Source organism: Brachybacterium sp. Z12, assembly GCF_014400405.1.
Taxonomy (GTDB): Bacteria; Actinomycetota; Actinomycetes; order Actinomycetales; family Dermabacteraceae; genus Brachybacterium.
In genome coordinates this window covers 2,661,672-2,687,659 of sequence record NZ_CP060496.1, presented here as the reverse complement: position 1 = coordinate 2,687,659, position 25,988 = coordinate 2,661,672, and the positions used below count along the sequence as shown (strand labels likewise).

Sequence of the window (25,988 nt, the reverse complement as noted above, 5' to 3'; positions counted from 1 at the left end):
GCCGACGGCACAGCCCGCCCCCTGGTCTCGGAGGCTCGGGTCAGCGGGAGGCGAGGCGGCGTGCGGCGGCGCGGTCCACCTTGCCGATGCCCAGCAGCGGCAGCTCGGCGACCACGTGCACCCGCTTGGGGATCATGTGCCCGGGCACCTCGCTGGTGCGCAGCGCCGAGCGCACCAGAGCGGTCGCATCGTCGGGATCGAGTCCGGGCTCGAGGGTCACCAGCGCCTCGACGCGCTGCCCCCACTCGGCATCCTCGACCCCCACCACCACGCTCCCGCGCACCATCCCGCGCAGCATCAGCGAACGCTCGATGGCCCGTTCCACATCCTGGGGGAGGACCTTGCGGCCACCGGTGTTGATCACGTCGTCGGCGCGGCCCAGCACCGTCAGGGTGCCTGCGACGTCGAGCTGTGCGAGATCTGAGGTGAGGAAGCTGCGGGCGGGCCTCTCCCCGAAGCTGCGGGCGGGCCTCTCCCCGAAGCTGCGGGCGCGGGCCCGTCCCCGAAGGGAGCGGAGTCGGTGCCGCCGTCGGCGGTGAGATAGCCGAGCGCCAGGGTGGGGGAAGAGATCTCCAGCCGGCCCGCCCCGGTGAGGTCGGGGTCCACCACGCGCAGCTGCACGCCGGGCAGGGGCTCCCGGTCGTAGACGCAGCCTCCCGCGGTCTCTGAGGAGCCGTAGGTGGTGCGCACCGCGATCTTCTGGGCACGGGCCCCGGCGAGGACGTCGGGACTGGTCGCCGCGCCGCCCACGAGCACTGCGGCGAAGCGCTTGAGCAGGGCGCGAGAGCGGACGTCGGCTCCGCTGGTGCCGGTGGCGATCCGGGCCAGCTGGGTGGGGACGAGCGAGGTGATCGCGGGCAGCCCGAGCTGTTCGGCCTGGGTGAGCGCGGGCTCGGCGAGCGTGGCGAACGTCGCTGCGTCGAAGTGGCCGCGCAGGTCCGGCAGCGGAGCGGGGAGCGCGGCGGCCTCGAGGCCGAGCACCTGGGCGGCTCGGTGGGCGCGAGCGATGACCTGCACCCCGGCGATGTGAGTGGGCGGGAGCAGCGGCAGCCAGAATCCGTGCCCACGGGTGCTGGGGGCGGTGCCGTCGTCCGCGAACAGCTGAGCGGTCGCATCCTGCGAGGCGAGCAGCGCCTCCCGGCTCAGGGCGACCGCTTTCGCTGCCCCGGTGGAGCCGGAGGTGGGCACCACCAGCGCGGTGTCCTCGAAGCCGGCGGGCAGCCGGGAGGGCGGCGCGAAGGGCCCCAGCCACAGTCGGCCCCGCCCCGCCATCGCCTCGCCGATCGCGTGCGCGTGGGCGGTGAGGGACGCGGCGGAGGCGTCGTACGGGGGCGGGACGAGCCAGGGGAGCTCCCCGCCCGGGGCGGTGTCGCTCATGTCAGCCCTGCGGGTGCGGGAACTGCGACCAGTCGGGGTCGCGCTTCTCGAGGAAGGAGTCGCGGCCCTCGGCGGCCTCATCGGTCATGTAGGCCAGGCGGGTGGCCTCCCCGGCGAAGACCTGCTGTCCCATCAGCCCGTCGTCGGCGAGGTTGAAGGCGAACTTCAGCATCCGGATTGCCTGCGGGGACTTGGTGGCGATGGTGGCGGCCATCTCCAGCGCCGTCTCCTCGATCTGCGCATGCTCGACGACCCGGTTGACGGCACCCCAGTCGTAGGCGTCCTGAGCGGAGTATTCCTCGGCGAGGAAGAAGATCTCGCGGGCCCGCTTCTGCCCCACCTGCTTGGCGAGGTAGGCGGAGCCATAACCGCCGTCGAAGGAGCCGACGTCCGCGTCGGTCTGCTTGAACCGCGCGTGCTCGCGGGAGGCGATCGAGAGGTCCGAGACGACGTGCAGGGAGTGCCCGCCGCCCGCGGCCCAGCCGTTCACGAGCGAGATCACCACCTTGCCCATGGTGCGCATCAGGCGCTGCACCTCGAGGATGTGCAACCGGCCCGAGGAGCCGGTGCGCACCTGCGTGGTGTCCCCGTAGGCCTCCTGCTCGGCGTACTCGTAACCGGCCCGGCCGCGGATGCGCTGGTCCCCGCCCGAGCAGAAGGAATGGCCGCCGTCCTTGGGGGAGGGACCGTTGCCGGTGAGCAGGATGACGCCGACACCCGTGTCCAGGCGGGCGTGGTCCAGAGCCCGGTACAGCTCGTCCACCGTATGGGGGCGGAAGGCGTTGCGCACCTCGGGGCGGTCGAAGGCGATGCGCACCGTGGGCAGGTCACGCTGGGTGCGCTCGCCGTCCGGGGACTCCACGCGCTCCACGGCCCGGTGGTAGGTGATGTCCGTGAAGGAGCCTCCGCCGTGCTCGCTCGCGGGCACCTCGCGCCAGCGACGCGGATCGAAGGTGTCGGAGACCTGACGGGGCAGCGGGGCAGGAGCAGTGGTCATGGTTGCCAGGGTAGTCCGGGGACGGCTGGTCCCGGATCACTGCGCAGCCGCCCGTAGGTGAGCACGTCCACGCGCTCGCCGTCGATGAGGAACTTGCCCCGCTCGGTGCCTTCCTGCACGAATCCGGCGGCGCGCGCCACGGCGCCGGAGGCGGGATTGTTCACCCGGTGGCCGAGCTCGAGGCGGTCGAGCCCCCAGCCTCCGGCGGCCGACGGGGACAGTGCCCGGTCCGCGACCGTCGCCGCAGCGCGCGCGACCAGGCCCTGCCCGCGGTGCGCGGCGTGGAGCCAATAGAAGAACCAGCCGCTGCGATTCTCACGGTCGATGCTGAGCGCGACGAGACCCATGAGGGCGTCGCGCCCGTCGACGATCGCGGTGGCCCGACGGTCCTCCTCGAGCAGCCAGGCCACCTGCTCGCGAGCCTGCTCGAGGGTGGTCACCGTGCCCTGCCGCGCCATGTCCGACGCGGAGAGGTGGGCGGCCAGAACGGATGGGGCATCTGCCACGCGCACGGGGCGCAGAGCGTACGCGTGGGCGGAGGGAGGATCGAGTGGGGAAGTCACCGCCCCACCCTGTTCGCTTCGACCCGGCGCCGCCAGCTCATTACCCTCGTGGGCATGCGACTCCCTTCCGCCCTGCGCGAGCGCGGCATCGACCGCGTCCATGCGTGGTCGATCCCGATGACCACCCGGTTCCGAGGCATCACCGAGCGTGACGGCCTGCTGCTGCATGGCCCCGCCGGCTGGGCCGAGTTCTCCCCGTTCTGGGACTACGACGCCGCGGAGTCCGCGGCGTGGCTGCGGGCCGCGCTCACGGACGCCGCCGAGGAGCGCCCCACACCGCTGCGCGAGGAGATCGAGGTCAACGCCACCATCCCCGTGGTGCCCGCGGTGCTCGCGCACCGCATCGCGACCGTCGGCGGGGCCCGCACGGCGAAGATCAAGGTCGCCGATCCGGGGTCCACCCTCGCCGAGGACGCCGAGCGGATCGAGGCGGTGCGCGACGCGATGGGCCCAGGCGCCCGCCTGCGGATCGATGCCAACGCAGCCTGGACTCTCGAGGAGGCGCTGGAGGCCCTGCCGGTGCTGGAACGCGCCGCCGGCGGCCTCGAGTACGCCGAGCAGCCCTGCGCGGCCCTCGAAGATCTCGCCGCGCTCCGCCGCGCCCTGGACATCCCGATCGCGGCCGACGAATCCGTGCGCCGTGCCGAGGATCCGCTGCTCGTCGCCCGCGCCGAGGCTGCCGACCTGCTGGTGATGAAGGTGCAGCCGCTGGGTGGTGTGCAGCGCTGCCTAGAGCTGGCGGAGCAGGCCGGGCTGCCGGTGGTGGTCTCCTCCGCCCTCGAATCCAGCGTGGGCCTCAGCGCCGGGCTCGCCCTCGCCGCGGCCCTGCCCGAGCTGCCCCACGCCTGCGGACTGGCCACGGGCACCCTGCTCACCGGTGACCTGGTCGCGGAGCCGCTCCGCGCGGCGGAGGGGTGCTGCCCGTTGGCCGCCCCGAGCCGGCGCCGGAGCTGCTGGACCGTCACGCCGCCGGTGCGGAGCTCGCCGCCCGCTGGGAGCAGCGGCTCGAGGACTGTGCCACGCAGCTCTGACCAGGCACCGGCGGCCCGGCGCCCGGCGGTGAGGCGGTGACGGCACTACGCTGACGGGGTGCATCAGCGAACCGTCCCGCCCACTCCACCGGCCTGGATCCCCGCGCCGCGCCCCACCGGTTCGGGAGCGGTGGATCAGTCCGTCGCGCTCTGGGGCGCGCTGGCCGCGCTCGGGCTGCGCGAAGCGGTGCTCGCCCCCGGCTCCCGCTCGGCCCCGCTGGTCTACGGCCTCGCCGCCGAGGACATCGCAGGCACGATCCGCGCCCATGTACGGATCGATGAGCGCGCCGCGGCCTTCACCGCCCTCGGTTTGAGCCGTGAGCGGCCCGCCCACCCTGCCGCCGTGGTCACCACCTCCGGCACCGCCACCGCACACCTGCACGCCGCGGTGATGGAAGCGCACCACTCGCGCATCCCGCTGCTGGTGCTCACCGCGGACAGGCCGGCCGAGCTGCGCGAGGTGGGTGCCAACCAGGCCACGCGCCAGGCTGGCATGTTCCGCTCCCTGGTGCGCCTGGCCGTGGATCTGCCCGCCCCCGCCGCTGCCGAGGCGACCGAGCTCGAGCTGCGCACCGCCGTCTCCACCGCCGCCCGGGCGCTGGCCCTCGCGACCGGGGAGCACCCCGGCCCGGTGCACCTGAACCTCTCCTTCCGTGATCCGCTGGTGCCTCGGACGGGCACTGACGCCGCAGAGGAGCCGGTGCCCTCCGAGGACCGTCGCCGGATCGTGCTCACCCGCCGCGCCCGCTGCAGCGAACCCGCTCCGCACCAGGTGCCGGTGGATGATCGCACCGTGGTCGTCGCCGGCGATGGCGCGGGACCTGCCGCCGCCGAGCTCGCCTCCCGGCATCAGCTGCCGCTCCTGGCCGAGCCCAGCTCCGGCGCGCTCCACGGCAGCACTCTGGTGCCCCGCTACCCCGCGCTGCTGCGCGAGATCATGGCCGGCCCCGAGCATCCGCTGCGCCCGCGACGGGCGATCGTGTTCGGCCACCCCACGCTCTCCCGCCCCGTCGTCGGTGCGCTGCTCGGTGCCGAGGATGTCGAGGTGATCGTGGTCGACCCGCACCCGGACTGGCCCGATGTCGCACGCCGCGCCCACCTCGTGGTCCCGGCCGCGGTGGGGGAGGCGAGCCCGGAGGCAGCCGGTGGGCCGGTCGATCCGGAACGTCGCCGGGAGCACCTTGAGGCCTGGATCGCCGCAGCTGATGAGACCGCCGCGGCTCTGCCGGGAAGCTGGCAGCAGCGCGCCGCGCTCGCCGTCTGGGACGCCTGCGGCCCCACGGACGTGCTGGTGCTCGGCTCCTCGAGCCTCGTGCGCGACCTCGAGCAGCATGCCGGGCCCAGCGCCGCGCGGGTGATCGCGAACCGGGGACTGGCCGGAATCGACGGCACCACCGCGATGGCCGGCGGCATCGCCCTGGCCCGCGAGGCCGACTCGGCACCGGGCCGGGTGCGGCTCCTGGTCGGGGACCTCACCGCCCTGCACGATCTCACCGGGCTCCTCATCGGGCCCGCCGAGCAGCGCCCCGACCTCGACATCATCGTCGTCGATGACGGCGGCGGCCGGATCTTCTCCGGACTCGAACACGCCGCGGCGCCCCGGCGCTGCTGCGTCGCTTCTTCACCACCCCGCACGGCGTGGATCTCGCGGCGGCGGCCACCGCCCTCGGGGCACCGGCCCGGCGCGTCACCACGGACACCCTCCAGACCGCCCTCGCCGAACCCCCGCACGGGCTGCGAGTGCTCGTCGTCCAGGAGACGCCCAGCGGCGTCACGACGAACTCTTGAGCAGAGGTGCTGATATGGACCCCATGAAGGACGAGCACACGAGGCCCGAGAGCGAGCATCCCCCGCTGCCGGACAGGCGGACGCCGCCGCAGACCACCACCTCCGCGGCCCAGAGCCTGCCCCGCCGGCCCCCTGGGCCCCCATTCCGCGGGTCGAACAGCCACCTGCCCCGTCGGCTCACTGGACGATGCCCACCGCACCGGCCACGCAGCCCTCGCCGTCGGCCGCACCCACCGCAGTGCGCCGTGGCCCGGGCTGGGGCGGGATCACGGCGCTGGTCGCACTGGGCATGCTCCTGTCCAGCGGGGCGACGCTCGGCGGAGTGGTCGCCTACGACCAGCTCCTCGCCCCTGAACCCACCACCGCGCAGGAAGCACCTGCCTCCGCCACCGAAGCCCGGCCCGCGGCCGTCTCCAGCGGCGAGGCCGCTGACTGGGCGGCGATCGCCGAGCAGGTCTCGCCCAGCGCGGTCGCGATCCACGTCGCCACCGGCAACGGCACCAGCCAGGGCACCGGCGTGATCCTCGACGAGCAGGGCACCATCCTCACCAACGATCACGTGGTCGACGGCGGGCAGGATCTCCAGGTCACCACCAGCGATGGGCTCAGCTACACCGCCTCGATCGTCGGCTCCGACCCCACCACCGACCTCGCGGTGATCCGCATGGACTCCGCCCCCGACGGGCTCCAGCCAGCCACCTTCGCAGATTCCACCACCGTCGAGGTGGGGCAGCCCTGATGGCTCTGGGCACCCCGCTGGGCCTGGAGAACACCGTGACCACCGGCATCGTCTCCGCGGTCGACCGCCCGGTCACCGCCTCGGGGAGGAGGCCGACGGGTCCGACACCACCTACAGCTCCGCGATCCAGACCGACGCGGCGATCAACCCCGGCAACTCCGGGGCCCGCTCGTGGACGCCGCCGGTCAGGTGATCGGCATCAACACCGCGATCGCCGGGATCCCCGGCGGCTCCGGCCAGGTGGGGAGCATCGGGCTGGGCTTCGCGATCCCGTCCAGCACCGCGATGATGATCGCCGAGCAGCTCCAGGAGGACGGCACCGCCGAACACTCCTTCCTGGGAGTGACCAGCACCGACGGCTCCGCCTCCGACGGCGAGGCCAGCTACCGGGGCGCCGAGGTGGTCGGCATCGAACCGGACAGCCCGGCGGCTGGCTCCGATTTGCAGGACGGTGACCTCATCATCGGCGTCGACGAGATCCCGGTCGGTGGCGCCGCCGCGCTGACCGGCGTGGTGCGCGGTCTGGAGATCGGCTCGAGCCACCAGCTCGAGGTGGTGCGCGACGGGACCGTGCAGACGGTCGAGGTCACGCTGGGCACACGCGGGGACTGAGCCTCAGGCGGGCTGATCGCCGCGCAGCGCCCGCAGCATGGGCCGGCACTTCGCGAGCGCCTCAGCATGTTCGGAGACGGGATCGGAGGCCGCGACCAGGCCGCCGCCGGCCTGCATCACCACCGTGTGGCCATCGACCAGGTGCGCCATCCGCAGCGCGATCGCCCACTGCCCGTCGCCGCGGGAGTCCATCCACCCCACCGGTGAGGCATAGCCGCCGCGGTCCTGCGGCTCCAGGCGCGCGATGATCTCGTCGGCCTCCTCGCGCGGGGTGCCGGACACCGCCGCCGACGGGTGCAAGCGCGAAGCGACGTCGAGGCTGGTGGTGCCCTCCCGCAGCCGCGCCGAGACATCCGAGGCCAGGTGCTCCAGCCCCGGCAGGCGCAGCACGAACGGGTCGCCGGAGACCTCGATCTCCTCGGCCAGGCCGGCCAGGCGCTCCACCACGGAATCGACCGCGAAGGCGTGCTCGGACAGCTCCTTGGCGTCCGTGCGGAAGGCACGGCGATCGATCTCGTCGAGCTCGCCGTCGTCGGCCACCGGGCGTGAGCCGGCCAGCACCCGCGAGAAGACCCGGCCATCCTCGGTCTGGGCGAGCATCTCCGGGCTCGCGCCCACGATGTCCTGGAGGTGATACACCCAGGTGCTCGGGTAGGCCCGTGCCAGGCGGGTCAGCATCACCGCCGGCTCGAGCGCGCCCTCGGAGCGCACGGTGGTCCGCTCGGACAGCACCACCTTCGCGGCGCGACCCGCACGGATCTCCGCGACCGCGTCCTGCACCAGCGACTGGTACTCGTCCGGGGTGTGGTCCGCCTCGACGTCGAGCTCGTCCAGCGGTGCCTCCGGCACGGGGCCAGAGGGGAACAGATCGCGCCAGGACGCGGGCAGCTCAGGCTCCTCGCCGACTCCGACCACGGTGAGGAAGGTTTCGCCGTCGTGCACTCCGAGCAGCGCGCGCGGGACCATCAGCGTCGAGGGTCGCGCCGAGCTGTCGGCGTAGGAGAAGCTGCCCAGAGAGATCAGACCGCTGGTGCGCACCCGCACCTCGTCATCGACCCGGGCGTCGGCGACCAGCTCGCGGAAGGCGGCGCTGGCGGCCGCGAACCGGTGCGGCCCTGCGGTCTGCACGGACCATGCCGTGCCTCGGGCCACGAAACCCTGGCTGTGGCGGATCCAGGCCCCGCTGAGATCGGCGGGAACATGTTCGAGCAGATCGACAGGTTCCTCGATGCGCTGGGTGCGGACGAACAGCATCGCCGCGGGGGCGTCGGGGGTCAGGAGCTGGGCAGACATCCCCGTCATTATGCGACACCCGGGCGGTGCGGCGCCGTGACCCGTGTCCCGTCACCAGATGCGCGGAGCAGCCACCGCGAGGTGCGACCATGGACCGGCGACCCCGTCCGTGGGGCCCGCGGGGCCGACCCCGGCTCCGCGTCTCCGCCGTGACCAGTACCGAGGAGCCGACGCGTGAGCAGCAAGGTCGACAGCATCGCGACGCCACTGGTCCGCGGTGTCCTCGGTGCACTCTCCTCGCTCGGCATCGCGCTCGCCGTGGTGATCGTGCCGGCGCTGGCCACGCAGGTCGCCGGGACCGCATCGAGCGCGACCGCCCTGGACGCGATCCTCATCTCGCTGAACCTCCTGATCCTCGGACACGGCGGCGGCATCGTGCTGACCACCGGCGTGATCGACGGCGCCGTGACCCTGACCCCCTTCGGGCTGCTGATCCTGCTGATGCTGCTCTCCGCCATGGCGATGCGGCGCGTGGGGCGGGCGCTGCGACCGGTGCGGGACGACGGCGTGCTGCGCACCGGGGCGCTGCGTGATGCAGGCTCCGCGCTGGGGATGTACACCCTGGTCTACGCGATCGGGCTGGCGGTCCTGGCCAGCATGGGCCGCAGCGCGGACTCCTCGCCCGTGGTCACCTCGGCGGTGGTCTCCGGGGCGATGGTCGCGCTGATCGGCGGGCTGATCGGGCTGCTGTGGTCGCTGCGCCGCGAGCCGACGGAGTCCGTGCCCGGGGTGCGGGTGCTCGAGCTGCTGCCCGCGCCCTACGGGGACATCGCGCGTTCCGCACTGCTCGCCGTGAGCGGCCTGCTCTGGATGGGCGCGGCGATCGTGGTGGTGCTGCTGCTGCTGTCCGTGCCGGCCCAGGCGGCGCTGTTCGACGGCCTCGCTCCCGGGATCGTGGGCGGTCTCGCGCTGACGCTGATCCAGCTCGCCCTGCTGCCGCTGATCGCGGTGTGGGCACTGACGGTGCTGCTCGGCGGCACCGTGGGCGTGGGCACAGCCACCGGCATCTCGCTGACGGGCTCCGAGACGGGCGTGCTGCCGGCACTGCCCATCCTCGGCGCCTTGCCCGGCCCCGGCGACTTCCCGGCCTGGGCCTGGGCCCTGATGATCCTGCCCGCGATCCCCGTGGCCCTCGGCGCGGTGCGCCTGGTGCGCGACGTCGCCGCGTACGAGCGTCGCGACCAGATCATCGCCTGGGTGGGCTACCCGCTCACCGTGGTGGTCGCCTGCCTGCTCCTGGCAGGCCTGTCCACCGGCGGCATCGGGGACGGACGGCTCGTGCACCTGGGCCCGCAGATGAGCACGCTGGTGCTGCCGCTGCTCGGCATCGTGGTGCTCACCACCGCCGCGATCCTCGGCGTGCTCGCGACGCCGCTGATCCCGTGGTCCCGCAGCACGATCAGCTCCCTGCGTGCCCGGGTAGAGGCCGCGGAGCGCGATGAGCGCGCCGGGGCTACAGGAGAAGGGCGAGACGGGGTAGACAGTCGAGACGCGGCTGCCGAGGACGACCCTGCGGTCGAGCCGCTGCAGGCAGGGAGCTCACCCGATGGACCGGTCGACGCCTCCGCTGATGATGCCGAGGGTGCGCCGCCGATGCGGCTGCAGAGGTCGAGGAACCGGCCGCGGAGCCGGTGGAGAAGCACGGTGACGAGCTCGACACGGAGGTCGATGCCCGGGCGCTCGACGAGGACGACGCCCCGGACTCCTCGCAGCCCGGCTCCTGGATCAGCCGCCGAACAGATCGCTGACCCACTGGGCAGTGGAGTCCAGGACAGCGTCCTCGCACTGGATCCGAGCCTGCTCGGTGATCGCCGTCGAGCGGCACTGCTCGAGCTCAGCCATCGGCCCGTAGAACACGACGCTGACCGCCGCACCGACGATCACCATCAACGTGGCGGGCACGCCCAGCAGCGCGCCGATGACCGCCATCGAGTAACGGCGCTCCCTGACCGACCGCACGATCAGCGGGATCAGCAGCACCAGGGCCACCAGGCCGGTGACCCCGGACAGCATCGAGTACGGCAGCGGCGAGAGCATCAGCAGCAAGGAGGCCAGCATCGCCAGGACCAGTCCGCCCGCCAGGCGGCGTCGCGCCGGAGGCTTGTCCTTGGTCCGGTCGGGGGAGGAGTCGCTGTTCATATGACCCCATTGTGCCCGTCCGACGGACCGGGGGCGCCCAGCGCCGTTCGCCGTTGCGCACTCGTCACCTCAGGGGAGGTGCGGCCGCTGCGGCCCACCGCGGCGACTACCCTGGAGCCGTGAACCGCCTCCCCGTCGTCGTCCTCATCTCCGGCACCGGCTCGAACCTCGCCGCCCTCCTCGACGCCTCCCGCACTGCGGAGTGCCCGTACCAGGTGGTGGCCGTGGTCGCGGACCGTGACGCTCCCGGCCTCGAGCACGCCCGCGCCGCGGAGATCCCCACCCGGATCGTGCGCCTGAGCGACTATCCGGACCGTGCCTCCTGGGACGAGGCGCTCACCGCGGCCGTGCGCACGCACGCCCCGCACCTGGTGGTCCTCGCCGGATTCATGAAGCTCGTCGGCCCTCCGCTGCTGGACGCCTTCGGAGGCCGCATCATCAACACCCATCCCGCCCTGCTGCCCTCCTTCCCCGGAGCCCACGGCGTGCGCGACGCCCTCGCCCACGGGGTGAAGATCACCGGCTGCAGCGTCATCGAGGTCGATGCCGGCGTGGACACCGGGCGGATCCTCGCCCAGAGCGCCGTGGAGGTCCTGGACGACGACACCGAGGACAGCCTCCACGAGCGGATCAAGGCGGTCGAGCAGCCGCTCCTGGTCGACGTCGTGCGGCGTCTCACCGCCGCCGGCTGACCCTCGCGCCCGCGCGCCTGCCGGATAGACTGACCGCACACGACTGGCGAAGGTGGGCGACCACCGGGGAGTGACGTCGTGGGCATCGACCGCCTGGGTGCCCGCCGCAGCAGCAGATCCGAACAGGAGCACGCCACGTGAGCACCGAAGCACGCCGCCCCATCCGTCGAGCCCTCATCTCCGTCTTCGACAAGACCGGGATCGTCGACCTCGCCCGCACCCTCGCCGACCACGGCGTCGAGATCGTCTCCACCGGATCCACCGGGGCCACGATCCGTGACGCCGGCATCGCGGTCACCGAGGTCGAGACAGTGACCGGCTTCCCGGAGATGCTCGACGGCCGCGTCAAGACCCTCCACCCGCGGATCCACGGCGGGATCCTCGCCGATCAGCGGCTCGAGGCGCATCGCAGCCAGCTCGAGGCGCACGACATCGCCCCCTTCGACCTGGTCGTGGTGAACCTGTACCCGTTCAGCGAGACCGTCGCCGCGGGCGGCAGCTTCGACGAGATCATCGAGAAGATCGACGTGGGCGGCCCCACCATGGTGCGCGCCGCGGCGAAGAACTTCGCCTCCCTCGCAGTGGTCGTCGACCCGGAGGTCTACCCGATCGCGGCCCAGGCCGCGGCCGCCGGCGGATTCACCCTCGCCGAGCGCCAGGAGCTGGCCACCATCGCCTTCACCCGCACCGGTGAGTACGACGACGCGATCAGCGACTGGATGCTCGAGCAGCTCGAAGGCACCGCCGACGACGCGGTCGAGGCCGACGAGGAGGGCGAGGCCGGCGAGGACATCAGCATCCTCGACCTCTCCGAGGCCGACGCCGCCGAGCTCGGCATCACCGCCACCCTGCGCTACGGCGAGAACCCGCATCAGCGGGCGCGCCTGGCCGTCACCGACGAGTCCGCGCCCGGCCTCGCCGGAGCCGAGCAGCTCGGTGGCAAGGAGATGAGCTACAACAACTACGTCGACGCCGACGCCGCCGTGCGCGCCGCCTACGACCACGACCGTCCGTGCGTCGCCGTGGTCAAGCACAACAACCCCTGCGGTGTCGCCGTCGCCGGTGAGGGTGAGGACATCGCTCTGGCGCATGCCCGCGCCCACGGCACCGACCCGGTTTCCGCCTACGGCGGCGTGATCGCTACCAACCGCACGGTCACCCTTGCGATGGCCCAGCAGATCAAGCCCGTCTTCACCGAGGTCATCCTGGCCCCCGGCTACGAGGACGAGGCACTGGATCTGCTGCGCACCAAGAAGAACCTGCGGATCCTACGCCTTTCCGGCGAGTACTCCCGCGGCGTCGAGATGCGCGAGATCTGGGGTGGGATGCTGATCCAGGACGCGGACACCATCGCCGCCGACGGCGATGACCCCGCGCAGTGGACCCTCGCCGCCGGTGACGCGGCGGACGACGCCACCCTCGCGGATCTCGCTTTCGCCTGGCGCTCGGTGCGCGCGGTGAAGTCCAACGCGATCCTGCTGGCCAAGGACTCTGCCGCCGTGGGCATCGGGATGGGTCAGGTCAACCGCCTGGACTCCTGCCGCCTCGCGGTCTCCCGCGCGAACAGCCTGGGCCAGCACGCCGAGGGTGAGAGCGCCCCGGAGCGGGCCCGGGGCGCGGTCGCCGCCTCCGACGCCTTCTTCCCCTTCGCCGATGGTGCCCAGATCCTCCTGGACGCGGGCGTGAAGGCCATCGTGCAGCCCGGCGGATCGATCCGGGACGAGGAGGTCATCGAGGCCTGCCGCGCGGCGGGCGTGACCATGTACCTCACCGGCACCCGGCACTTCGCGCACTGAGCAGTGCACCCGACCGACCGGTGGGACACCCGCCCCGCCGGTCGCGTCGAGGTCCCTGTGCTCACCCCAGCGACATCCAGGGCCTCTAGAGTTGGCCCCACACACCAGCGTGCGAAGGAGCGACCGTGAAGATCCCCGACAACCAGAGCCTGCGCGAGTACATCGAGCATCTGCGCGAAGAGGGGTACTCGGTCATGGACGGGCACACCCCGGATCCGGACCTCATCGATCCGCAGGGCAACCCGGTCTACACCTGGCAGGAGGGCTACCCGTACGAGACCCGCATGGACCGGGAGGAGTACGAGCTCGAGAAGTACAAGCTGCAGGTCGAGCTGCTGAAGTACCAGTACTGGCTCGAGGACAACGACCAGAAGTCGATCATCATCTTCGAGGGGCGGGACGCGGCCGGCAAGGGCGGCACCATCAAGCGCTTCACCGAGCACCTGAACCCGCGCACCGCCCGCGTCGTCGCCCTGAACAAACCCAGCGACCGTGAGCGCGGCCAGTGGTACTTCCAGCGCTACATCCAGCATCTGCCGACCGACGGCGAGATGGTGCTGTTCGACCGCTCCTGGTACAACCGCGCCGGGGTGGAGCGGGTGATGGGCTTCGCCACGCCCGAGCAGTACGAGACCTTCATGAACCAGGTGCCCTACTTCGAGCGCATGCTCGTCGACTCCGGCATCTACGTGACCAAGTTCTGGTTCTCCGTCTCCCAGAAGGAGCAGCGCACCCGCTTCGCGATCCGTCAGCTGGACCCGGTGCGGCGCTGGAAGCTGTCCCCGATGGACCTCGAGTCCCTGGACCGCTGGGAGGCGTACACCGCGGCGAAGGAGGAGATGTTCCGCCGCACGGACAAGAAGTACGCGCCGTGGACCATCATCCGCTCGAACGACAAGAAGCGCGCCCGCCTCAACGCGATGCGCTACTTCCTCTCGCAGTTCGAGTACGACGGCAAGGATCACGAGGTCGTGGGCACCCCGGATCCGAAGCTCGTCATGCGAGGCAAGATGGAAGAGGCCGACGAGTGAGCTGAGGCTCCCTCGGCCAGCGCCCGACCGCGCGTCTCCGCTCCTGCGAACACAGCGCCTGCCCCTCTCGGTACGCCGCGCCCTCTCCCACGCTCGAACATCACGACACGCCGACCCAGAACACCGGCAGCTCCCGTCAATGGAGGGAACCGGTGCTCTCGGTCGGCGTGTCGCGCCCGATAGGGACGAGGGAGGGGAGCCAGCCCTCGGTGGGACGGGGGAGGGGAATCAGCCCTCGGTGAGCGGCTCTTCGGGCAGGCGGGCGATCTCCCCGGAGTCCAGCCAGGTCTGGGAGACCGCCGGCAGGCTGCCGGTGGGGGTGGCATGGTGCGGGCGGGTCATCGAGGCCGGGGACAGCAGAGAATTCAGCCGTGCCTCATCCAGCAGGCCGCGTTCGAGCACCAGCTCGGCGACCGGTCGGCCGGTGTCCAGAGCGGTGGCCGCCACATCGGTCGCAGCGGCATAGCCGATCACCGGCACCAGCGCGGTGACCACGCCGATCGAGCGGCGCAGATGATCCTCGAGGACGTCCTCGTTCACGGTGATGCCCGCGATGCAGCGATCGGCGAGGGTGTTCATCGCCCGGGTCATGATGCGTGTGGACTCGAGGATGTTGAAGGCGATCACGGGCTCGAAGGCGTTCAGCTGCAGCTGCCCGCCCTCGGCGGCGAAGGCCACCGTGAGATCGTTGCCGATCACCTCGAAGGCGACCTGGTTGACGACCTCCGGGATCACCGGATTCACCTTGCCCGGCATGATCGAGCTGCCCGGCTGCACCGACGGCAGGTTGATCTCGTGGAAACCCGCCCGGGGCCCCGAGGACAGCAGCCGCAGATCATTGCAGATCTTCGAGATCTTCACCGCGATCCGGCGGAGGATCCCCGAGAACGTCACGAAGGCGCCCGTGTCGCTGGTGGCCTCGACCAGATCGACCGAGACCATGAAGTCGATGCCGGTCAGGGACGACAGCTCCTCGGTGGCGAGCTGCGCATAGCGCGGGTCCGTGGTGATGCCGGTGCCGATCGCGGTGGCGCCGAGGTTGATCTCCTGGAACGCCGCCGCGGTGCGGGTGAGACGCTCGACGTCCTCCTCGATCGTGGTGGCCCAGGCATTGAACTCCTGACCCACGGTCATCGGTACGGCGTCCTGCATCTGGGTGCGGCCCATCTTCAGGATCTCGGAGTATTCCTCGCCCTTAGCACGCAGGGTGGAGATCAGATGCTCCATCGAGTCCACCAGGGCCGGGAAGGTCAGCAGGATCGCGAGCCGCAGCGACGTGGGGTACACGTCGTTCGTGGACTGGGAGAGGTTGACGTGGTTGTTCGGGTGGAGATGCTCGTACTCGCCCTTGGCATGGCCGAGGATCTCCAGAGCGCGGTTCGCGATCACCTCGTTCGCATTCATATTGGTGCTGGTGCCGGCACCGCCCTGGATCATGTCCACCACGAAGTGCTCGTGGAGCTCACCGCCCGCGATCTCAGCGCAGGCCTGCTCGATCGCGGCTGCTCGCTGGTCATCAAGCGCTCCGAGGCCGTGATTCGCGCGCGCCGTGGCCCGTTTGACCTGCGCGAGCGCTTCGATCAAGCGCGGGAAGTGGCTCAGCGGCACATCGGTGATGTGGAAATTCTCCTGCGCGCGCAGGGTCTGGACGCCGTAGTAGGCATCGGCAGGAACATCGCGATCGCCGAGCAGATCGTGCTCCGTGCGGGTCGCTGCGGCGGTCGTCGCACCGGGGATGGTCATGTGAAGGAGCCCTCCAGGTCGCTCTGTGGTCGACGGCGCTGCCGACCACGGCCAGGGTAGCCGCGTTGGGGCCGACGCACGGCCCGTATGGCGCGGGCCGTACGATGGGTTCGTGCTCGAGCGTCGTTCCCCCACCACCCTCACCGCCGCCTTCCAGCGGCAGGCGGTGCTCACCGTCGCGCTGTGCGCGCTGGGCGGGATCCTGGTGGTTGGCGTGATCTCCTCCGCGTCGCTGGCCGGGCTGCTCCTGGCCATCCTGCTCGGAGTGCTGGCCGTGCTGCGGGCCGTGCTGCCGGTGCGGGCCGTCGGCGCTCTCGCGGTGCGCTCCCGCGGGCTCGACGTCGCGGTGCTGCTGGTGCTCGCGATCTCCCTCGCGGTGCTGTCCTCCTCGCCGAACCTCTGAGTCGCCCGCGAGCCTGAGTCGGGCGCGGGCCCGGAACACGGGCGCGCCCGGGGTGTGACGAGCCCCCGTGGGCGGCGAGGTGTTCAGCGTGCTTCCCGGTGTGGCACGATCGATCCGTGCCCACAGATTCCACTCGGCTCCATGCCGTGTTCGACCTCGCCATGAGGATCGGCGAGGGTCTGCTGACCAACGGCGCGGCAGCCTCCGAGGTCACCGCGACCGTGCTGCGGGTCACGAGCTCCTCCGGCCTGCGCAATGTCTCGGTGCAGGTGACGTTCAACGAGGTCACGATCTCTTACCTGGCGGACGAGTCCGCGACACCCTTCACCAGGGTGCGCTCCGCGAGCGAGCGGGTGCAGGACTTCGCCCGGCTGGCCGCCTTCGAGGACGTCTCCCACGGCTACCTCTCCGGCGAGCTCCCGCTGGACGAGGCACGCCGTCAGGCGTCCGCCATCCCGCAGCGCCAGCCTCTGTACCGCATCCCCTGGTGGTCGCCGGTTTCGCCGTCATGGGCGGTGCTGCGGCGCTCTTCTTCGGTGCGGGCAGCCTCGTGGTGCTCGCCGCGACCCTCTCTGCCGGGCTGCTGATCGCGATCGGCGAGCTGCTGGCGCGATGGAACATCCCGCCCTTCTACAGCCAGGTGCTGGGGGCTTCATCGCGGTGGGGGCGCCGTACTCGTGGCCCTGCTCGATGAGAGCGCAAACCCTTCGACGGTGGTGATCTCCTGCATCATCGTGCAGCTGGCAGGCCTCTCCTCGATCAGCGCAGTCCAGGATGCGGTCACCGGCTGGTATGTCACCGCGGCCGGGCGAATTCTCGAGGCGCTGATGCTCACCGTCGGGCTCGTGGCCGGAGTGCGCGGAGGAATGCTGCTGGCTGACGTGATCGGCGCGGACATCTCCGTCAGCGCCTCCGTTCCGCTCACCCTCACCACAGCGATGGTGGTCATCATCTCCGGACTGGGGATGGGGCTCGGGTACGGGGTCGGCACGCAGGTGCCCGCTCGGCTGCTGCTGTTCGCCGCGCTGGTCGCCGCCGGTTCCGCGATCATCGCGCATCTGCTGTCCAGCCTGGTGCTGGATCGCGCCGTCGCCGTCGCCGTGGCGGCCTTCGGCACCGGCATGGTGTCCACCGCGCTCGCGGATCGGCTCCGCGCCCCATCCCTGGCCTTCGTGATGGCAGGCGTGATCCCGCTGGTCCCCGGAAGCCTCATCTACCGCGGTCTGCTGGGACTGGGCGACGATCTCGACGCCGGCGTCGCCGAGCTGCTGGGGGCCGGCGAGATCGCGATCTCGATCGCTGCCGGTGTGGTGCTGGGGCAGCTGCTCGCCTCGCGCCTGATGCCGTACTTCCGCCGCACCGGGATCGCCTACACCCCGGCCATCTCCTCGCCGTTCACCACGCTGCGCCGACGCCGTCTCTCGCTGGGCTCGCGCCAGCAGCGGCGCCGACGTGGTGCCCCCGTGATCGAGCCGTCTACGATGACCGGTGAGATGACAGCGCTGTCGTCCGCGATGTTCGACGATCCCTCCTTCCTGGACGATCTCGACCCGCCCCCGGACCGCGAGGGCGTATAGGGGCGGCGCACCGAACACGAGGAGTCCGCATGAGCACCACCGCACTGATCGCCGCTGCAGGGTATTCGCGCAGCGGCACCGGCCGAGGCCCGGGCATCGAGCTGCTGAGGCTGTCCCAGGACGGCGAGTCCGTGGTGCCGACCGTCGAGCGGCTGGCCGTGGTGGACCTCCCTGATCCCTCCTTCGTGCTCTGGAGCCGGGACGGGACGGGTCCCTCCTCTACGCCGTGCTCGAGAGCGAGCCCACCCGCGTGGTCGCAGTGCGTGTGAACGCCGACGGCGACGAGGCCCGGATCGTCGGCGATGTCGCCGTCGAAGGTCGCGGAGGCTGTCATCTGAGCTACGGCTCGGACCCTTCCACGCTGGTGATCGCGCAGTACGGAGCCGGCACCGTCGCCACCGTGCGGCTGGATGCCGAGGGCGTCCCGGTCGAGCAGATCGATCTGGACGACCATCACGACCACAGCGATGGCGCCGCGCCCCATCCGCATCAGGTGGTCGCACTGCCGGGCACCGAGCTGCTCGCCGTCCCGGATCTCGGCCTGGACCGGGTGCTGCTGTACCGACAGAACCTCGAAGGCATGATCGACATCGCCGGGGAGATCCCGCTGCGCAGCGGCAGCGGCCCGCGGCACCTCGCCCCGGACCACGAGTCCGAGCAGCTCCACATCTCCTGCGAGCTCTCGGGCATGGTCGCCACCGCAGACCGTGAAGAGGTCACGCCGCCGCGTCCGGGTACCGCCGCGCCGCAGGGCAGGGCCACACACCGCTGGAGCGTGCGGTCGATGATCCCCGCCAGCGGCCGAGAGGGCGAGAACGCGGTCTCCCATATCGAGCTCTCGGCAGACGACTCCTTCCTGCTCGTGGCCAACCGGGGCCCGGACACCCTCTCCCTGCTCTCGCTCACGCTGATGCGGCCGCAGCTGGTGGCCGAGATCGAGGTCGGTTCACATCCGCGGCACTTCATGCAGTGGGGCGAGCTGGTGCTGGTCGCCGCGCAGGAGGGTGACCGCATCGATGTGCTGCGGCGCTCCGAGGAGAGGCTCGAGAGGGTGGGGGAGCCGATCCCCGCTCCTTCGGTCGCCTGCCTCGCCGCGCGTCCCTGAGAGCAGGCTCTTCGGCTCTTGTCTCCATGACGGATAGACTCTCCGACGCCGAGCCGGGCAGGACGCGCCTCCGCTGCGCCCCCGGCTCTTCACCGCTTCGGAAGGAAGTCCATGAATTCTGCCGCCTCTCCCGCCTCCCCGGCGACTGTCGAGCTGTCCGCGGCCCCGGGCCGCTCGGAGGCCGCGGAACGCGCCGCGCAGTTGTTCGAGGAGTCTTTCGGCTATGAGCCCGACGGTGTGTGGTCCGCGCCCGGACGCGTCAACATCATCGGCGAGCACGTCGACTACCAGGACGGGTTCTGCCTGCCGATGGCGATCTCCCACCGCTGCTTCGCGGCGGCCGCTCGCACCCCCACCGACCGGCTGCGGGTGCGCTCCGCACAGGACGAGACCGTGCTCGACATCGATGCGCGCACGCTCACGCCGGAGGCCGTCACCGGCTGGCCCGCCTATGTGGCGGGGGTGCTGTGGGCGCTGCGCTCCCGCATCTCCGGCGCCTCCACCCGCGGTATGGACATCATGATCGACGGCCAGGTGCCTCTGGGTGCCGGGCTCTCGAGCTCCGCGGCGCTCGAATGCGCCTCTGCGGAGGCGATCGAGGCGCTGCTGACGCTGAGCACCGAGCCGCTGGACCGCGTGCGTGCCGCGATCACCGCTGAGACCGACTTCGCCGGTGCCTCCACGGGCGGGCTGGACCAGTCCGCCTCGGTGCTCTCCCGCGAGGGCCATGCGCTGTTCCTGGACTGCCGGGACTTCTCCACCCGGCCGGTGCCGTGGGACCTCGCCTCCCAGGGCCTGGCGCTGCTGATCACGGACACCCGCGCCGAGCATTCCCATGTCGACGGGGAGTACACCGCGCGGCGCGCGGACAGCGAGCGCGCGGCCGAGGCGCTCGGCGTGCCGACGCTGCGGGACGCGGAGGCCGCGGACCCGGCCGCTCTCCAGACGCTGCTGTCGCGGATCGGGGACGAGGTGGTGCGTCGCCGTGCCCACCACGTGATCACCGAGATCCAGCGGGTCAAGGACTTCGACGCCCTGCTCGCCGCAGGCAGCGTCCGTGAGCACGTCGCCGAGCTGGGGGCCCTGCTGAACGCCTCGCACGATTCTCTGCGCGAGGACTACGAGGTCACGGTCCCGCACCTTGATGTGGCGGTCGACGCAGCCCGTGCGGCCGGCGCCCACGGTGCGCGGATGACCGGCGGCGGCTTCGGAGGGTCGACCATCGCCCTGGTCGAGGCCGACCAGGCCGAGCAGGTCGCCTCCGCGATCTCGACCGCCTTCGCCGAGCAGGGCTTCGAGGCACCGGTGTTCTTCCTCGCCCTGCCCTCGGAAGGCGCCGGACAGGACCGCTGAGGCGCGGACGAGGATCGTCGGGGAAGCGACGGACGAACGGCACCGTCCCCCGACGTCGTCGGCGGTCCCGCCGCCTGACGATCAGCTTTCGGTAGCCGGTGATCGGGAGCACCAGGGGCAGGGCCTCGAGGCTTCCCGGCTCCCCGGCGCTGGTCAGGTGGAACTGGTCGAAGGCGTGATCACTGGAGCCTAGAGCGCGGCCGGGGCGGAGGCGAGCCAGTCCCGCACACCGCCCAGCAGTCGCTCCTCACCTGCTCGGGCGCGGCCGAGATCCTGATGGAGGCGGCGGCGAGCTCCGCGAGCTCGGCGTCGTCGAAGCCGATCGCCCTCGCGGTCTCGTACTGGTCCAGGAGGCGGGAGCCGAACAGCAGCGGGTCGTCGGCGCCGAGGGCGATCTCCGCGCCCGCCTCGACCAGCCGCCGCAGCGGCACATCGACGGCGTTCTCCACCACCCCCAACGAGGCGTTGGAGGCCGGGCAGACCTCGAGGCCGATCCCGGCCTCGACGATCCGGTCCAGCAGCTCGGGATCCTCCGCTGCACGCACCCCGTGGCCCAGCCGGTGCGGATGCAGATGCTCCACCACGTCCCGGACATGGGAGGGGCCCAGCAGCTCGCCGCCGTGCGGCACCGACAGCAGCCCCGCCTCGCGCGCGATCCGGAAGGCCGGGCCGTACTCCGCGGTGATCCCTCGGCGTTCGTCGTTCGACAGCCCGAAACCGATCACCGGACCGGCATTGCGGGCCGCGAGCCGCGCGAGGGTGCGGGCATCCAGAGGATGGCGGGTGCGGGAGGCGGCGATGACGATCCCGATGCTCACACCCGTCTCCTGCTCCGAGCGCGCCGCCTGATCCAGCAGGATCTCGATCGCCGGGGTCAGGCCGCCCACGAAGGGCGCGTAGCTGGTGGGGTCCACCTGCAGCTCGAGCCGCCCCGAGCCCTCCGCGGCATCGTCCAGCGCCGCTTCGTGCAGGAGGCGGCGCATCGCCGTCTCGGAGTCGACGACGGCCCGCGCCGCGTCGTACTGGCGCTGGAAGCGGAACCAGCCACGACGGGTGGGCTCCACCTGCAGCGCGACGTCGTCGGTGAGGGAGCGGGGCAGGCGGATGCCTCGCTCCACCGCCAGGTCCAGGAGCGTCTGCTGGCGCATCGACCCCGTGAAGTGGAGGTGCAGGTGCGCCTTGGGCAGTGCCGCAAGATCGCGGACCGTGCCCTCCGCCCCGCTCATTCGGCCAGGAGCGCGGCCACCCGGTCGATGCCCTCGGTGATGTCGTCATCGGCAAGGGCATACGAGAAGCGCAGATGGCCGGGGGCGCCGAAGGCCTCACCGGGCACGGCGGCGACCTCCGCCTCCTCGAGGATCACCGTGGCCAGCTCGGTCGACGTGGTGACCTTCCGGCCCCGGATCTCCCGCCCGAGCGCCCCGGAGACATCCGGGAACACGTAGAACGCACCGGTGGGGGTGGGGACCGTGAACCCGGGCACCGCCGAGAGCTTCTCGACGATCAGGCGACGCCGCCGGTCGAAAGCCTCGCGCATCTTCTCGACGGGCTCGGTGGGACCGGACAGCGCGGCCAGTGCGGCGCGCTGCGCGATGTTGTTGACGTGGGACGTCAGATGCGACTGCAGGTTGCTGGCCGCCTTGATCACGTCGGCGGGGCCGACCATCCAGCCGACCCGCCAGCCGGTCATCGCGAAGGACTTCGCGACGCCGCCCAACAGGACTGTGGTCTCGGCCAGCTCCGGAACGGCCTTGAGCACCGAGGTGAACGGCATCCCGTCATAAGTGAGCGACTGGTAGATCTCGTCGGTCACCACCCAGAGGCCGTGATCGAGCGCCCAGCGGCCGATCTCGGTGATCTGCTCGGGGGTGAGCACCGCACCGGTGGGGTTCGAGGGCGAGCACAGCACCAGCACGCGGGTGCGCTCCGTGCGTGCGGCCTCGAGCTGGTCCACCGTGGGGATGTACCCCTGGTCGACGCCCGCGAGCACCGGCACCTCGACGGCGCCGGCCTGCCGGATCGCCTCCGGGTAGGTGGTCCAGTAGGGGGCCGGCAGCAGCACCTCGTCACCCGGATCCAGCAGCGTGGCGAAGGTCTGGAAGACGGCCTGCTTGCCGCCGTTGGTGACGAGCACCTGGGCCGGCTCGATGTCCAGGCCGGTGGTGCCGGTGAAGGCCTCGGCCAGCGCGGCGCGCAGCTCGGGCAGGCCACCGGTGGCGGAGTAGCGGTGCGTGCTCGGATCCTGCGCGGCCTCGATCGCGGCATCCACGATGTGCTGCGGCGTGGGGAAATCGGGCTCACCGGCGCCGAACCCGATCACCGGACGGCCAGCGGCTTTGAGAGCCTTGGCGGTCGCATCGACGGCGAGCGTCGCGGAGGGCTGGATCGCGCCGACCCTCTTCGAGATGCGGTCGCGCTGGGGGTGGGAGAGCTGGTCGCGGGGGTGCTGGAATCGTCGGTGGTCACAGACCTATCGTGGCAGAGCCGGGGAGAGCCGCCAGGACTCGCCCCTATGTGGACCCCGACGGGAGCACCTGCGCGCAGGCGCCGCTGAGCTTTCGCCCCCTTTGCAGCGTTCGCCATATGATGTGATCTGGTGCCAGCCGATTCGCACGAGGCCCCTGCGGCTTGTATGCTGATCGCTGGTCAGAACCGACGGGCTCCTCCGGGAGCTCGAGGATCTACCTCACGAGGCCTGGTCCTCGTGAAGGGCAGTGGCGCAATTGGTAGCGCAGCGGTCTCCAAAACCGCAGGTTGCAGGTTCGAGCCCTGTCTGCCCTGCCGGTCCGGTCGGGGTCATCCGGCCGGACGCGGATGACCTCGACGAGATCGGACAGCCCAGACGTGAACTCCAGCCAGAACGCCCCGTCGACGCCCACCGGTGCCGACGCCCAGGGCTCAGGGTCCAAGAACCCGTTCCTGGTCATCGGTCTGTTCATCCGCCAGGTCATCGCGGAGCTCCGGAAGGTGGTCACCCCGACCCGTCGGGAGCTGGTGCTGTACTCGATCACGGTCCTGCTGTTCGTCGTCTTCATGATCCTGCTGATCTTCGGCTTCGACTCCGTGTTCAGCTGGCTGTCCAGGATCGCCTTCACGGCCCCCGACGCGTGAGCCGCAGGCCGGCCCGCACCGCGCACCGCACCGTGACCGATCAGTCCCACGCCGCCAGGAAGGCAGATTCCCGCCGATGAGCGATCAGACCTCCACCCCCGAAGAGTCGTACGAGAACCTCGACGACTCCCTCTCCTTCTCCGCCTCCGCGGGGTCCGACGCCGCGCCCCAGGCCGCCGCCGAGACCACCGAGGTCGAGGAGCTCGCCGGTGCGACCACCGATGAGGCCGACGCAGACGCCGCGGTCGAGGACGCCGACGCGCCGGAGCCGGTCGAGGGTGACGAGGAGCCGGTCGACGCGGACGCTTCCGACGCTGACGCTGACGAGGAGCCCGCCTCCGAGGAGCCTGAGGAGGAGGACCCGCTCGTGCAGCTCAAGATGCACCTGCGCTCCTCGCTCGGCGAGTGGTACGTCATCCATTCCTACTCCGGTCACGAGAACCGCGTGAAGACGCAGCTCGCCACTCGTACCGAGACCCAGGACATGGAGGACTACATCTTCGAGGTCCAGGTCCCCATGGAGGACGCGACCGAGGTCAAGAACGGCCAGAAGAAGATCGTCCGCCGAGTGCGCGTCCCCGGATACGTCCTGGTGCGCATGGACCTGACCACGGAGTCCTGGCGAGTCGTGCGTGACACCCCGGGCGTGACCGGCTTCGTCGGCAACGCCACCGAGCCCACCCCGTTGACCTTCGACGAGATCTACTCGATGCTCGCGCCGTCGGTGGGCCTGCCGGAGAAGAAGCGCACCTCCGGCGGTGCGGCTGGCAAGTCCGCCGCCGCGCAGAAGATGCCCGACTTCCACATCGGCGAGTCCGTCACCGTCATGGACGGACCCTTCGAGACCATGCCGGCCAGCATCTCCGAGATCCACACCGAGTCCCAGAAGCTCCAGGTGCTGGTGTCCATCTTCGGTCGCGAGACCCCGGTCGAGCTCGGCTTCGACCAGGTCACCAAGATCTGAGCGGCGCACGGCAGCCGCCGTGCCAGTAAGACCAGGATCACTCCCGATCCCGGTCGACGCCGCCGCGACGTGCAGGTAACGTCGCACCCCGGACCTGTTCCCGCTTCTGTGCGGGCACGAGTCCAGCCGTGGGAGGAGTGCATGATGACCTCCGCCCGGACCACACCACAGTAAGGAAGAGCAATGGCTCCCAAGAAGAAGATCGCGAGCATCATCAAGCTCCAGATCCAGGCCGGCCAGGCCACGCCTGCGCCGCCCGTGGGTCCCGCGCTCGGCGCTGCCGGCGTGAACATGATGGAGTTCGTGAAGGCCTACAACGATCGCACCGCGGACATGCGCGGCAACATCGTCCCGGTCGAGATCACGGTCTACGAGGATCGCTCGTTCACCTTCATCACGAAGACCCCGCCGGCCGCTGAGCTCATCAAGAAGGCCGCTGGCCTTTCGAAGGGCTCCGCGACGCCGCACACGGACAAGGTCGGCAAGATCACCCAGGCACAGGTCCGCGAGATCGCGGAGACCAAGATGCCTGATCTGAACGCGAACGACATGGATGCCGCGGCGAAGATCGTCGCCGGCACCGCTCGTTCCATGGGCATCACGGTGGAGGGCTGACGACAATGGGATTCCGTAGCAAGGCTTACAAGAACGGCGCCGCGCTGATCGAAGAGGGTCGCGCCTACTCGCCGCTGGACGCACTGCGTCTGGCCCAGAAGTCCTCCCCGGCCAAGTTCGATGCCTCCGTCGAGGTCTCGATGCGCCTGGGTGTCGATCCCCGTAAGGCCGATCAGATGGTGCGCGGCACCGTCAATCTGCCCAACGGCACCGGCAAGACCGCCCGCGTCATCGTCTTCGCGACCGGTGCGCAGGCCGACGCCGCCCGTGAGGCCGGCGCCGACGAGGTCGGCGACGACGAGCTGATCGAGAAGGTCGCCGGCGGCTGGACCGACTTCGACGCGGCCGTGGCCACGCCGAACCTCATGGGCAAGGTGGGCAAGCTGGGCCGCGTGCTCGGCCCCCGCGGCCTCATGCCGAACCCCAAGACCGGCACCGTCACCATGGACGTGACCAAGGCCGTGTCCGACATCAAGGGCGGCAAGATCGAGTTCCGCACCGACCGTGCGGCGAACCTGCACTACCTGGTCGGCAAGGTCTCCTTCACCGATCAGCAGCTGATCGAGAACTACGTCGCCGCGCTCGATGAGATCCTGCGTCTGAAGCCGTCCTCCTCCAAGGGCCGCTACATCACCAAGATCACCGTGTCCACCACCATGGGCCCGGGCATCCCGGTCGACGTGAACCGCACCCGCCACCTCCTCGAGGACACCGACGAGGCCTGAGCCTCCCAGGTCACCTCTGAAGGTGCATACCGGCGCCCTGCTCACCATTCGGTGGGCGGGGCGCCGTTCTCGTGCGGTGCGTGCTGCCCTCCCCGGCCTTTTGGCTTGTGCCCTGCCCGGCGGCCTCGATCTGTGCCCTGCCCGGCCTCGGCCCGTGCCCTGCCCGGCCTCGACCCATGCCCGGCCGCGGCCCGCGCCCTGCCCGACCGGTTCGCGGGTAGCACGGCGCGTGGAAGGCAGCGGACACGCCGATCGAAAGCACCGATATCTCTCGGCTGCGGGGGATACCGGTGAACTCGACGGCACGGGGCGGCGTGTCACGCGGCGCGGTGTG

General features: G+C 71.2%; 25 protein-coding genes, 1 tRNA gene and 2 pseudogenes. 20 read left to right on the top strand and 8 right to left on the bottom strand.

Annotated elements, in window-relative coordinates:
• Positions 1–40: 40 nt before the first annotated feature.
• From H3H54_RS14155 to H3H54_RS14140, 4 genes are read right to left on the bottom strand one after another with little or no spacing between them, the layout of a single operon-like run.
• A complete protein-coding gene (locus tag H3H54_RS14155; RefSeq protein ID WP_262424363.1) occupies positions 41–385 on the bottom strand; it encodes an AMP-binding enzyme in 345 nt (114 codons plus the stop codon).
• 2 nt (positions 386–387) lie between these two features.
• Positions 388–1,377, bottom strand: a complete 990-nt coding sequence (locus H3H54_RS14150; protein ID WP_262424362.1) for an AMP-binding protein — start codon at positions 1,375–1,377, stop codon at positions 388–390.
• Between the two features lies 1 nt (position 1,378).
• Positions 1,379–2,374: a 1,4-dihydroxy-2-naphthoyl-CoA synthase gene (locus H3H54_RS14145; RefSeq protein WP_262424361.1), complete on the bottom strand. Its 996-nt coding sequence runs from the start codon at positions 2,372–2,374 to the stop codon at positions 1,379–1,381.
• Complete coding sequence (locus H3H54_RS14140) at positions 2,371–2,886, bottom strand: GNAT family N-acetyltransferase (RefSeq protein WP_262424360.1); 516 nt, start codon at positions 2,884–2,886, stop codon at positions 2,371–2,373. The genes H3H54_RS14145 and H3H54_RS14140 overlap by 4 nt, the downstream gene beginning before the upstream one ends.
• Before the next feature lie 105 nt (positions 2,887–2,991).
• On the opposite strand from H3H54_RS14140, the pseudogene H3H54_RS14135 reads away from it, so the two are divergent.
• The 4 genes and pseudogenes from H3H54_RS14135 to H3H54_RS14120 all read left to right on the top strand — a co-directional run bounded on the left by H3H54_RS14135 (position 2,992) and on the right by H3H54_RS14120 (position 7,107).
• Positions 2,992–3,968, top strand: a pseudogene (locus H3H54_RS14135) (o-succinylbenzoate synthase).
• 58 nt (positions 3,969–4,026) lie between these two features.
• Positions 4,027–5,769: a 2-succinyl-5-enolpyruvyl-6-hydroxy-3-cyclohexene-1-carboxylic-acid synthase gene (gene menD / locus H3H54_RS14130; protein ID WP_262424359.1), complete on the top strand. Its 1,743-nt coding sequence runs from the start codon at positions 4,027–4,029 to the stop codon at positions 5,767–5,769.
• Between the two features lie 174 nt (positions 5,770–5,943).
• Positions 5,944–6,495 carry a S1C family serine protease gene (locus H3H54_RS14125; protein WP_262424358.1) on the top strand — a complete coding sequence of 184 codons (552 nt, stop codon included), beginning with the start codon at positions 5,944–5,946 and terminating at the stop codon, positions 6,493–6,495.
• Positions 6,496–6,666: 171 nt separating this feature from the next.
• The gene (locus H3H54_RS14120) at positions 6,667–7,107 is read left to right on the top strand and encodes a S1C family serine protease (protein WP_262424357.1); all 441 of its coding nucleotides are present in this window, start codon (positions 6,667–6,669) and stop codon (positions 7,105–7,107) included.
• A 3-nt stretch (positions 7,108–7,110) separates the two neighbouring features.
• On the opposite strand, the gene H3H54_RS14115 is transcribed toward H3H54_RS14120, so the two are convergent.
• The gene (locus H3H54_RS14115; RefSeq protein WP_262424356.1) at positions 7,111–8,400 is read right to left on the bottom strand and encodes an isochorismate synthase MenF; all 1,290 of its coding nucleotides are present in this window, start codon (positions 8,398–8,400) and stop codon (positions 7,111–7,113) included.
• A 174-nt stretch (positions 8,401–8,574) separates the two neighbouring features.
• Here H3H54_RS14115 and H3H54_RS14110 point away from each other — a divergent pair, with 174 nt between their 5' ends.
• The 4 genes from H3H54_RS14110 (at position 8,575) to ppk2 (ending at position 14,058) form a co-directional block, all read left to right on the top strand.
• Positions 8,575–10,662, top strand: a complete 2,088-nt coding sequence (locus H3H54_RS14110; RefSeq protein ID WP_262424355.1) for a DUF6350 family protein — start codon at positions 8,575–8,577, stop codon at positions 10,660–10,662.
• Positions 10,659–11,231 carry a phosphoribosylglycinamide formyltransferase gene (purN, locus tag H3H54_RS14105; RefSeq protein WP_262424354.1) on the top strand — a complete coding sequence of 191 codons (573 nt, stop codon included), beginning with the start codon at positions 10,659–10,661 and terminating at the stop codon, positions 11,229–11,231. The genes H3H54_RS14110 and purN overlap by 4 nt, the downstream gene beginning before the upstream one ends.
• 137 nt (positions 11,232–11,368) lie before the next feature.
• A complete protein-coding gene (gene purH / locus H3H54_RS14100; RefSeq protein WP_262424353.1) occupies positions 11,369–13,027 on the top strand; it encodes a bifunctional phosphoribosylaminoimidazolecarboxamide formyltransferase/IMP cyclohydrolase in 1,659 nt (552 codons plus the stop codon).
• A 125-nt stretch (positions 13,028–13,152) separates the two neighbouring features.
• The gene (gene ppk2 / locus H3H54_RS14095; RefSeq protein WP_262424352.1) at positions 13,153–14,058 is read left to right on the top strand and encodes a polyphosphate kinase 2; all 906 of its coding nucleotides are present in this window, start codon (positions 13,153–13,155) and stop codon (positions 14,056–14,058) included.
• Between the two features lie 228 nt (positions 14,059–14,286).
• On the opposite strand, the gene H3H54_RS14090 is transcribed toward ppk2, so the two are convergent.
• The gene (locus H3H54_RS14090) at positions 14,287–15,801 is read right to left on the bottom strand and encodes an aspartate ammonia-lyase (protein WP_262424351.1); all 1,515 of its coding nucleotides are present in this window, start codon (positions 15,799–15,801) and stop codon (positions 14,287–14,289) included.
• A 112-nt stretch (positions 15,802–15,913) separates the two neighbouring features.
• On the opposite strand from H3H54_RS14090, the gene H3H54_RS14085 reads away from it, so the two are divergent.
• The 7 genes from H3H54_RS14085 to galK all read left to right on the top strand — a co-directional run bounded on the left by H3H54_RS14085 (position 15,914) and on the right by galK (position 20,239).
• The gene (locus H3H54_RS14085) at positions 15,914–16,204 is read left to right on the top strand and encodes a DUF3017 domain-containing protein (protein ID WP_262424350.1); all 291 of its coding nucleotides are present in this window, start codon (positions 15,914–15,916) and stop codon (positions 16,202–16,204) included.
• A gap of 116 nt (positions 16,205–16,320) precedes the next feature.
• Positions 16,321–16,791: a threonine/serine exporter family protein gene (locus tag H3H54_RS14080; RefSeq protein WP_262424349.1), complete on the top strand. Its 471-nt coding sequence runs from the start codon at positions 16,321–16,323 to the stop codon at positions 16,789–16,791.
• Complete coding sequence (locus tag H3H54_RS14075) at positions 16,758–16,898, top strand: hypothetical protein (protein WP_262424348.1); 141 nt, start codon at positions 16,758–16,760, stop codon at positions 16,896–16,898. Before H3H54_RS14080 ends, H3H54_RS14075 begins: the two co-directional genes overlap by 34 nt.
• Before the next feature lie 19 nt (positions 16,899–16,917).
• The gene (locus H3H54_RS14070; RefSeq protein WP_262424347.1) at positions 16,918–17,781 is read left to right on the top strand and encodes a threonine/serine exporter family protein; all 864 of its coding nucleotides are present in this window, start codon (positions 16,918–16,920) and stop codon (positions 17,779–17,781) included.
• Positions 17,782–17,810: 29 nt separating this feature from the next.
• Positions 17,811–18,050 (top strand): hypothetical protein, encoded by a 240-nt coding sequence (locus tag H3H54_RS14065; protein ID WP_262424346.1) that lies wholly within the window; start codon positions 17,811–17,813, stop codon positions 18,048–18,050.
• Complete coding sequence (locus H3H54_RS14060; RefSeq protein ID WP_262424345.1) at positions 18,008–18,886, top strand: lactonase family protein; 879 nt, start codon at positions 18,008–18,010, stop codon at positions 18,884–18,886. The genes H3H54_RS14065 and H3H54_RS14060 overlap by 43 nt, the downstream gene beginning before the upstream one ends.
• A gap of 111 nt (positions 18,887–18,997) precedes the next feature.
• Entirely contained in the window at positions 18,998–20,239 is a 1,242-nt protein-coding gene (galK, locus tag H3H54_RS14055; protein ID WP_262424344.1) for a galactokinase, read from the top strand.
• A gap of 189 nt (positions 20,240–20,428) precedes the next feature.
• On the opposite strand, the pseudogene H3H54_RS14050 reads toward galK, so the two are convergent.
• Both H3H54_RS14050 and H3H54_RS14045 read right to left on the bottom strand, forming a co-directional pair.
• Positions 20,429–21,465, bottom strand: a pseudogene (locus H3H54_RS14050) (adenosine deaminase).
• Positions 21,462–22,559: a pyridoxal phosphate-dependent aminotransferase gene (locus tag H3H54_RS14045; RefSeq protein WP_262424343.1), complete on the bottom strand. Its 1,098-nt coding sequence runs from the start codon at positions 22,557–22,559 to the stop codon at positions 21,462–21,464. Before H3H54_RS14045 ends, H3H54_RS14050 begins: the two are co-directional and overlap by 4 nt.
• Positions 22,560–22,947: 388 nt before the next feature.
• Between H3H54_RS14045 and H3H54_RS14040 the strand changes: the two genes are divergently transcribed.
• The 5 genes from H3H54_RS14040 to rplA all read left to right on the top strand — a co-directional run bounded on the left by H3H54_RS14040 (position 22,948) and on the right by rplA (position 25,654).
• Positions 22,948–23,020 (top strand) — tRNA-Trp (locus H3H54_RS14040).
• A gap of 63 nt (positions 23,021–23,083) precedes the next feature.
• A complete protein-coding gene (secE, locus tag H3H54_RS14035) occupies positions 23,084–23,350 on the top strand; it encodes a preprotein translocase subunit SecE (RefSeq protein WP_262424342.1) in 267 nt (88 codons plus the stop codon).
• A gap of 76 nt (positions 23,351–23,426) precedes the next feature.
• Positions 23,427–24,314 carry a transcription termination/antitermination protein NusG gene (gene nusG / locus H3H54_RS14030; RefSeq protein WP_262424341.1) on the top strand — a complete coding sequence of 296 codons (888 nt, stop codon included), beginning with the start codon at positions 23,427–23,429 and terminating at the stop codon, positions 24,312–24,314.
• 183 nt (positions 24,315–24,497) lie between these two features.
• Complete coding sequence (rplK, locus tag H3H54_RS14025) at positions 24,498–24,929, top strand: 50S ribosomal protein L11 (RefSeq protein WP_262424340.1); 432 nt, start codon at positions 24,498–24,500, stop codon at positions 24,927–24,929.
• A 5-nt stretch (positions 24,930–24,934) separates the two neighbouring features.
• Positions 24,935–25,654 carry a 50S ribosomal protein L1 gene (gene rplA, locus H3H54_RS14020; protein WP_262424339.1) on the top strand — a complete coding sequence of 240 codons (720 nt, stop codon included), beginning with the start codon at positions 24,935–24,937 and terminating at the stop codon, positions 25,652–25,654.
• Positions 25,655–25,988: the final 334 nt, after the last annotated feature.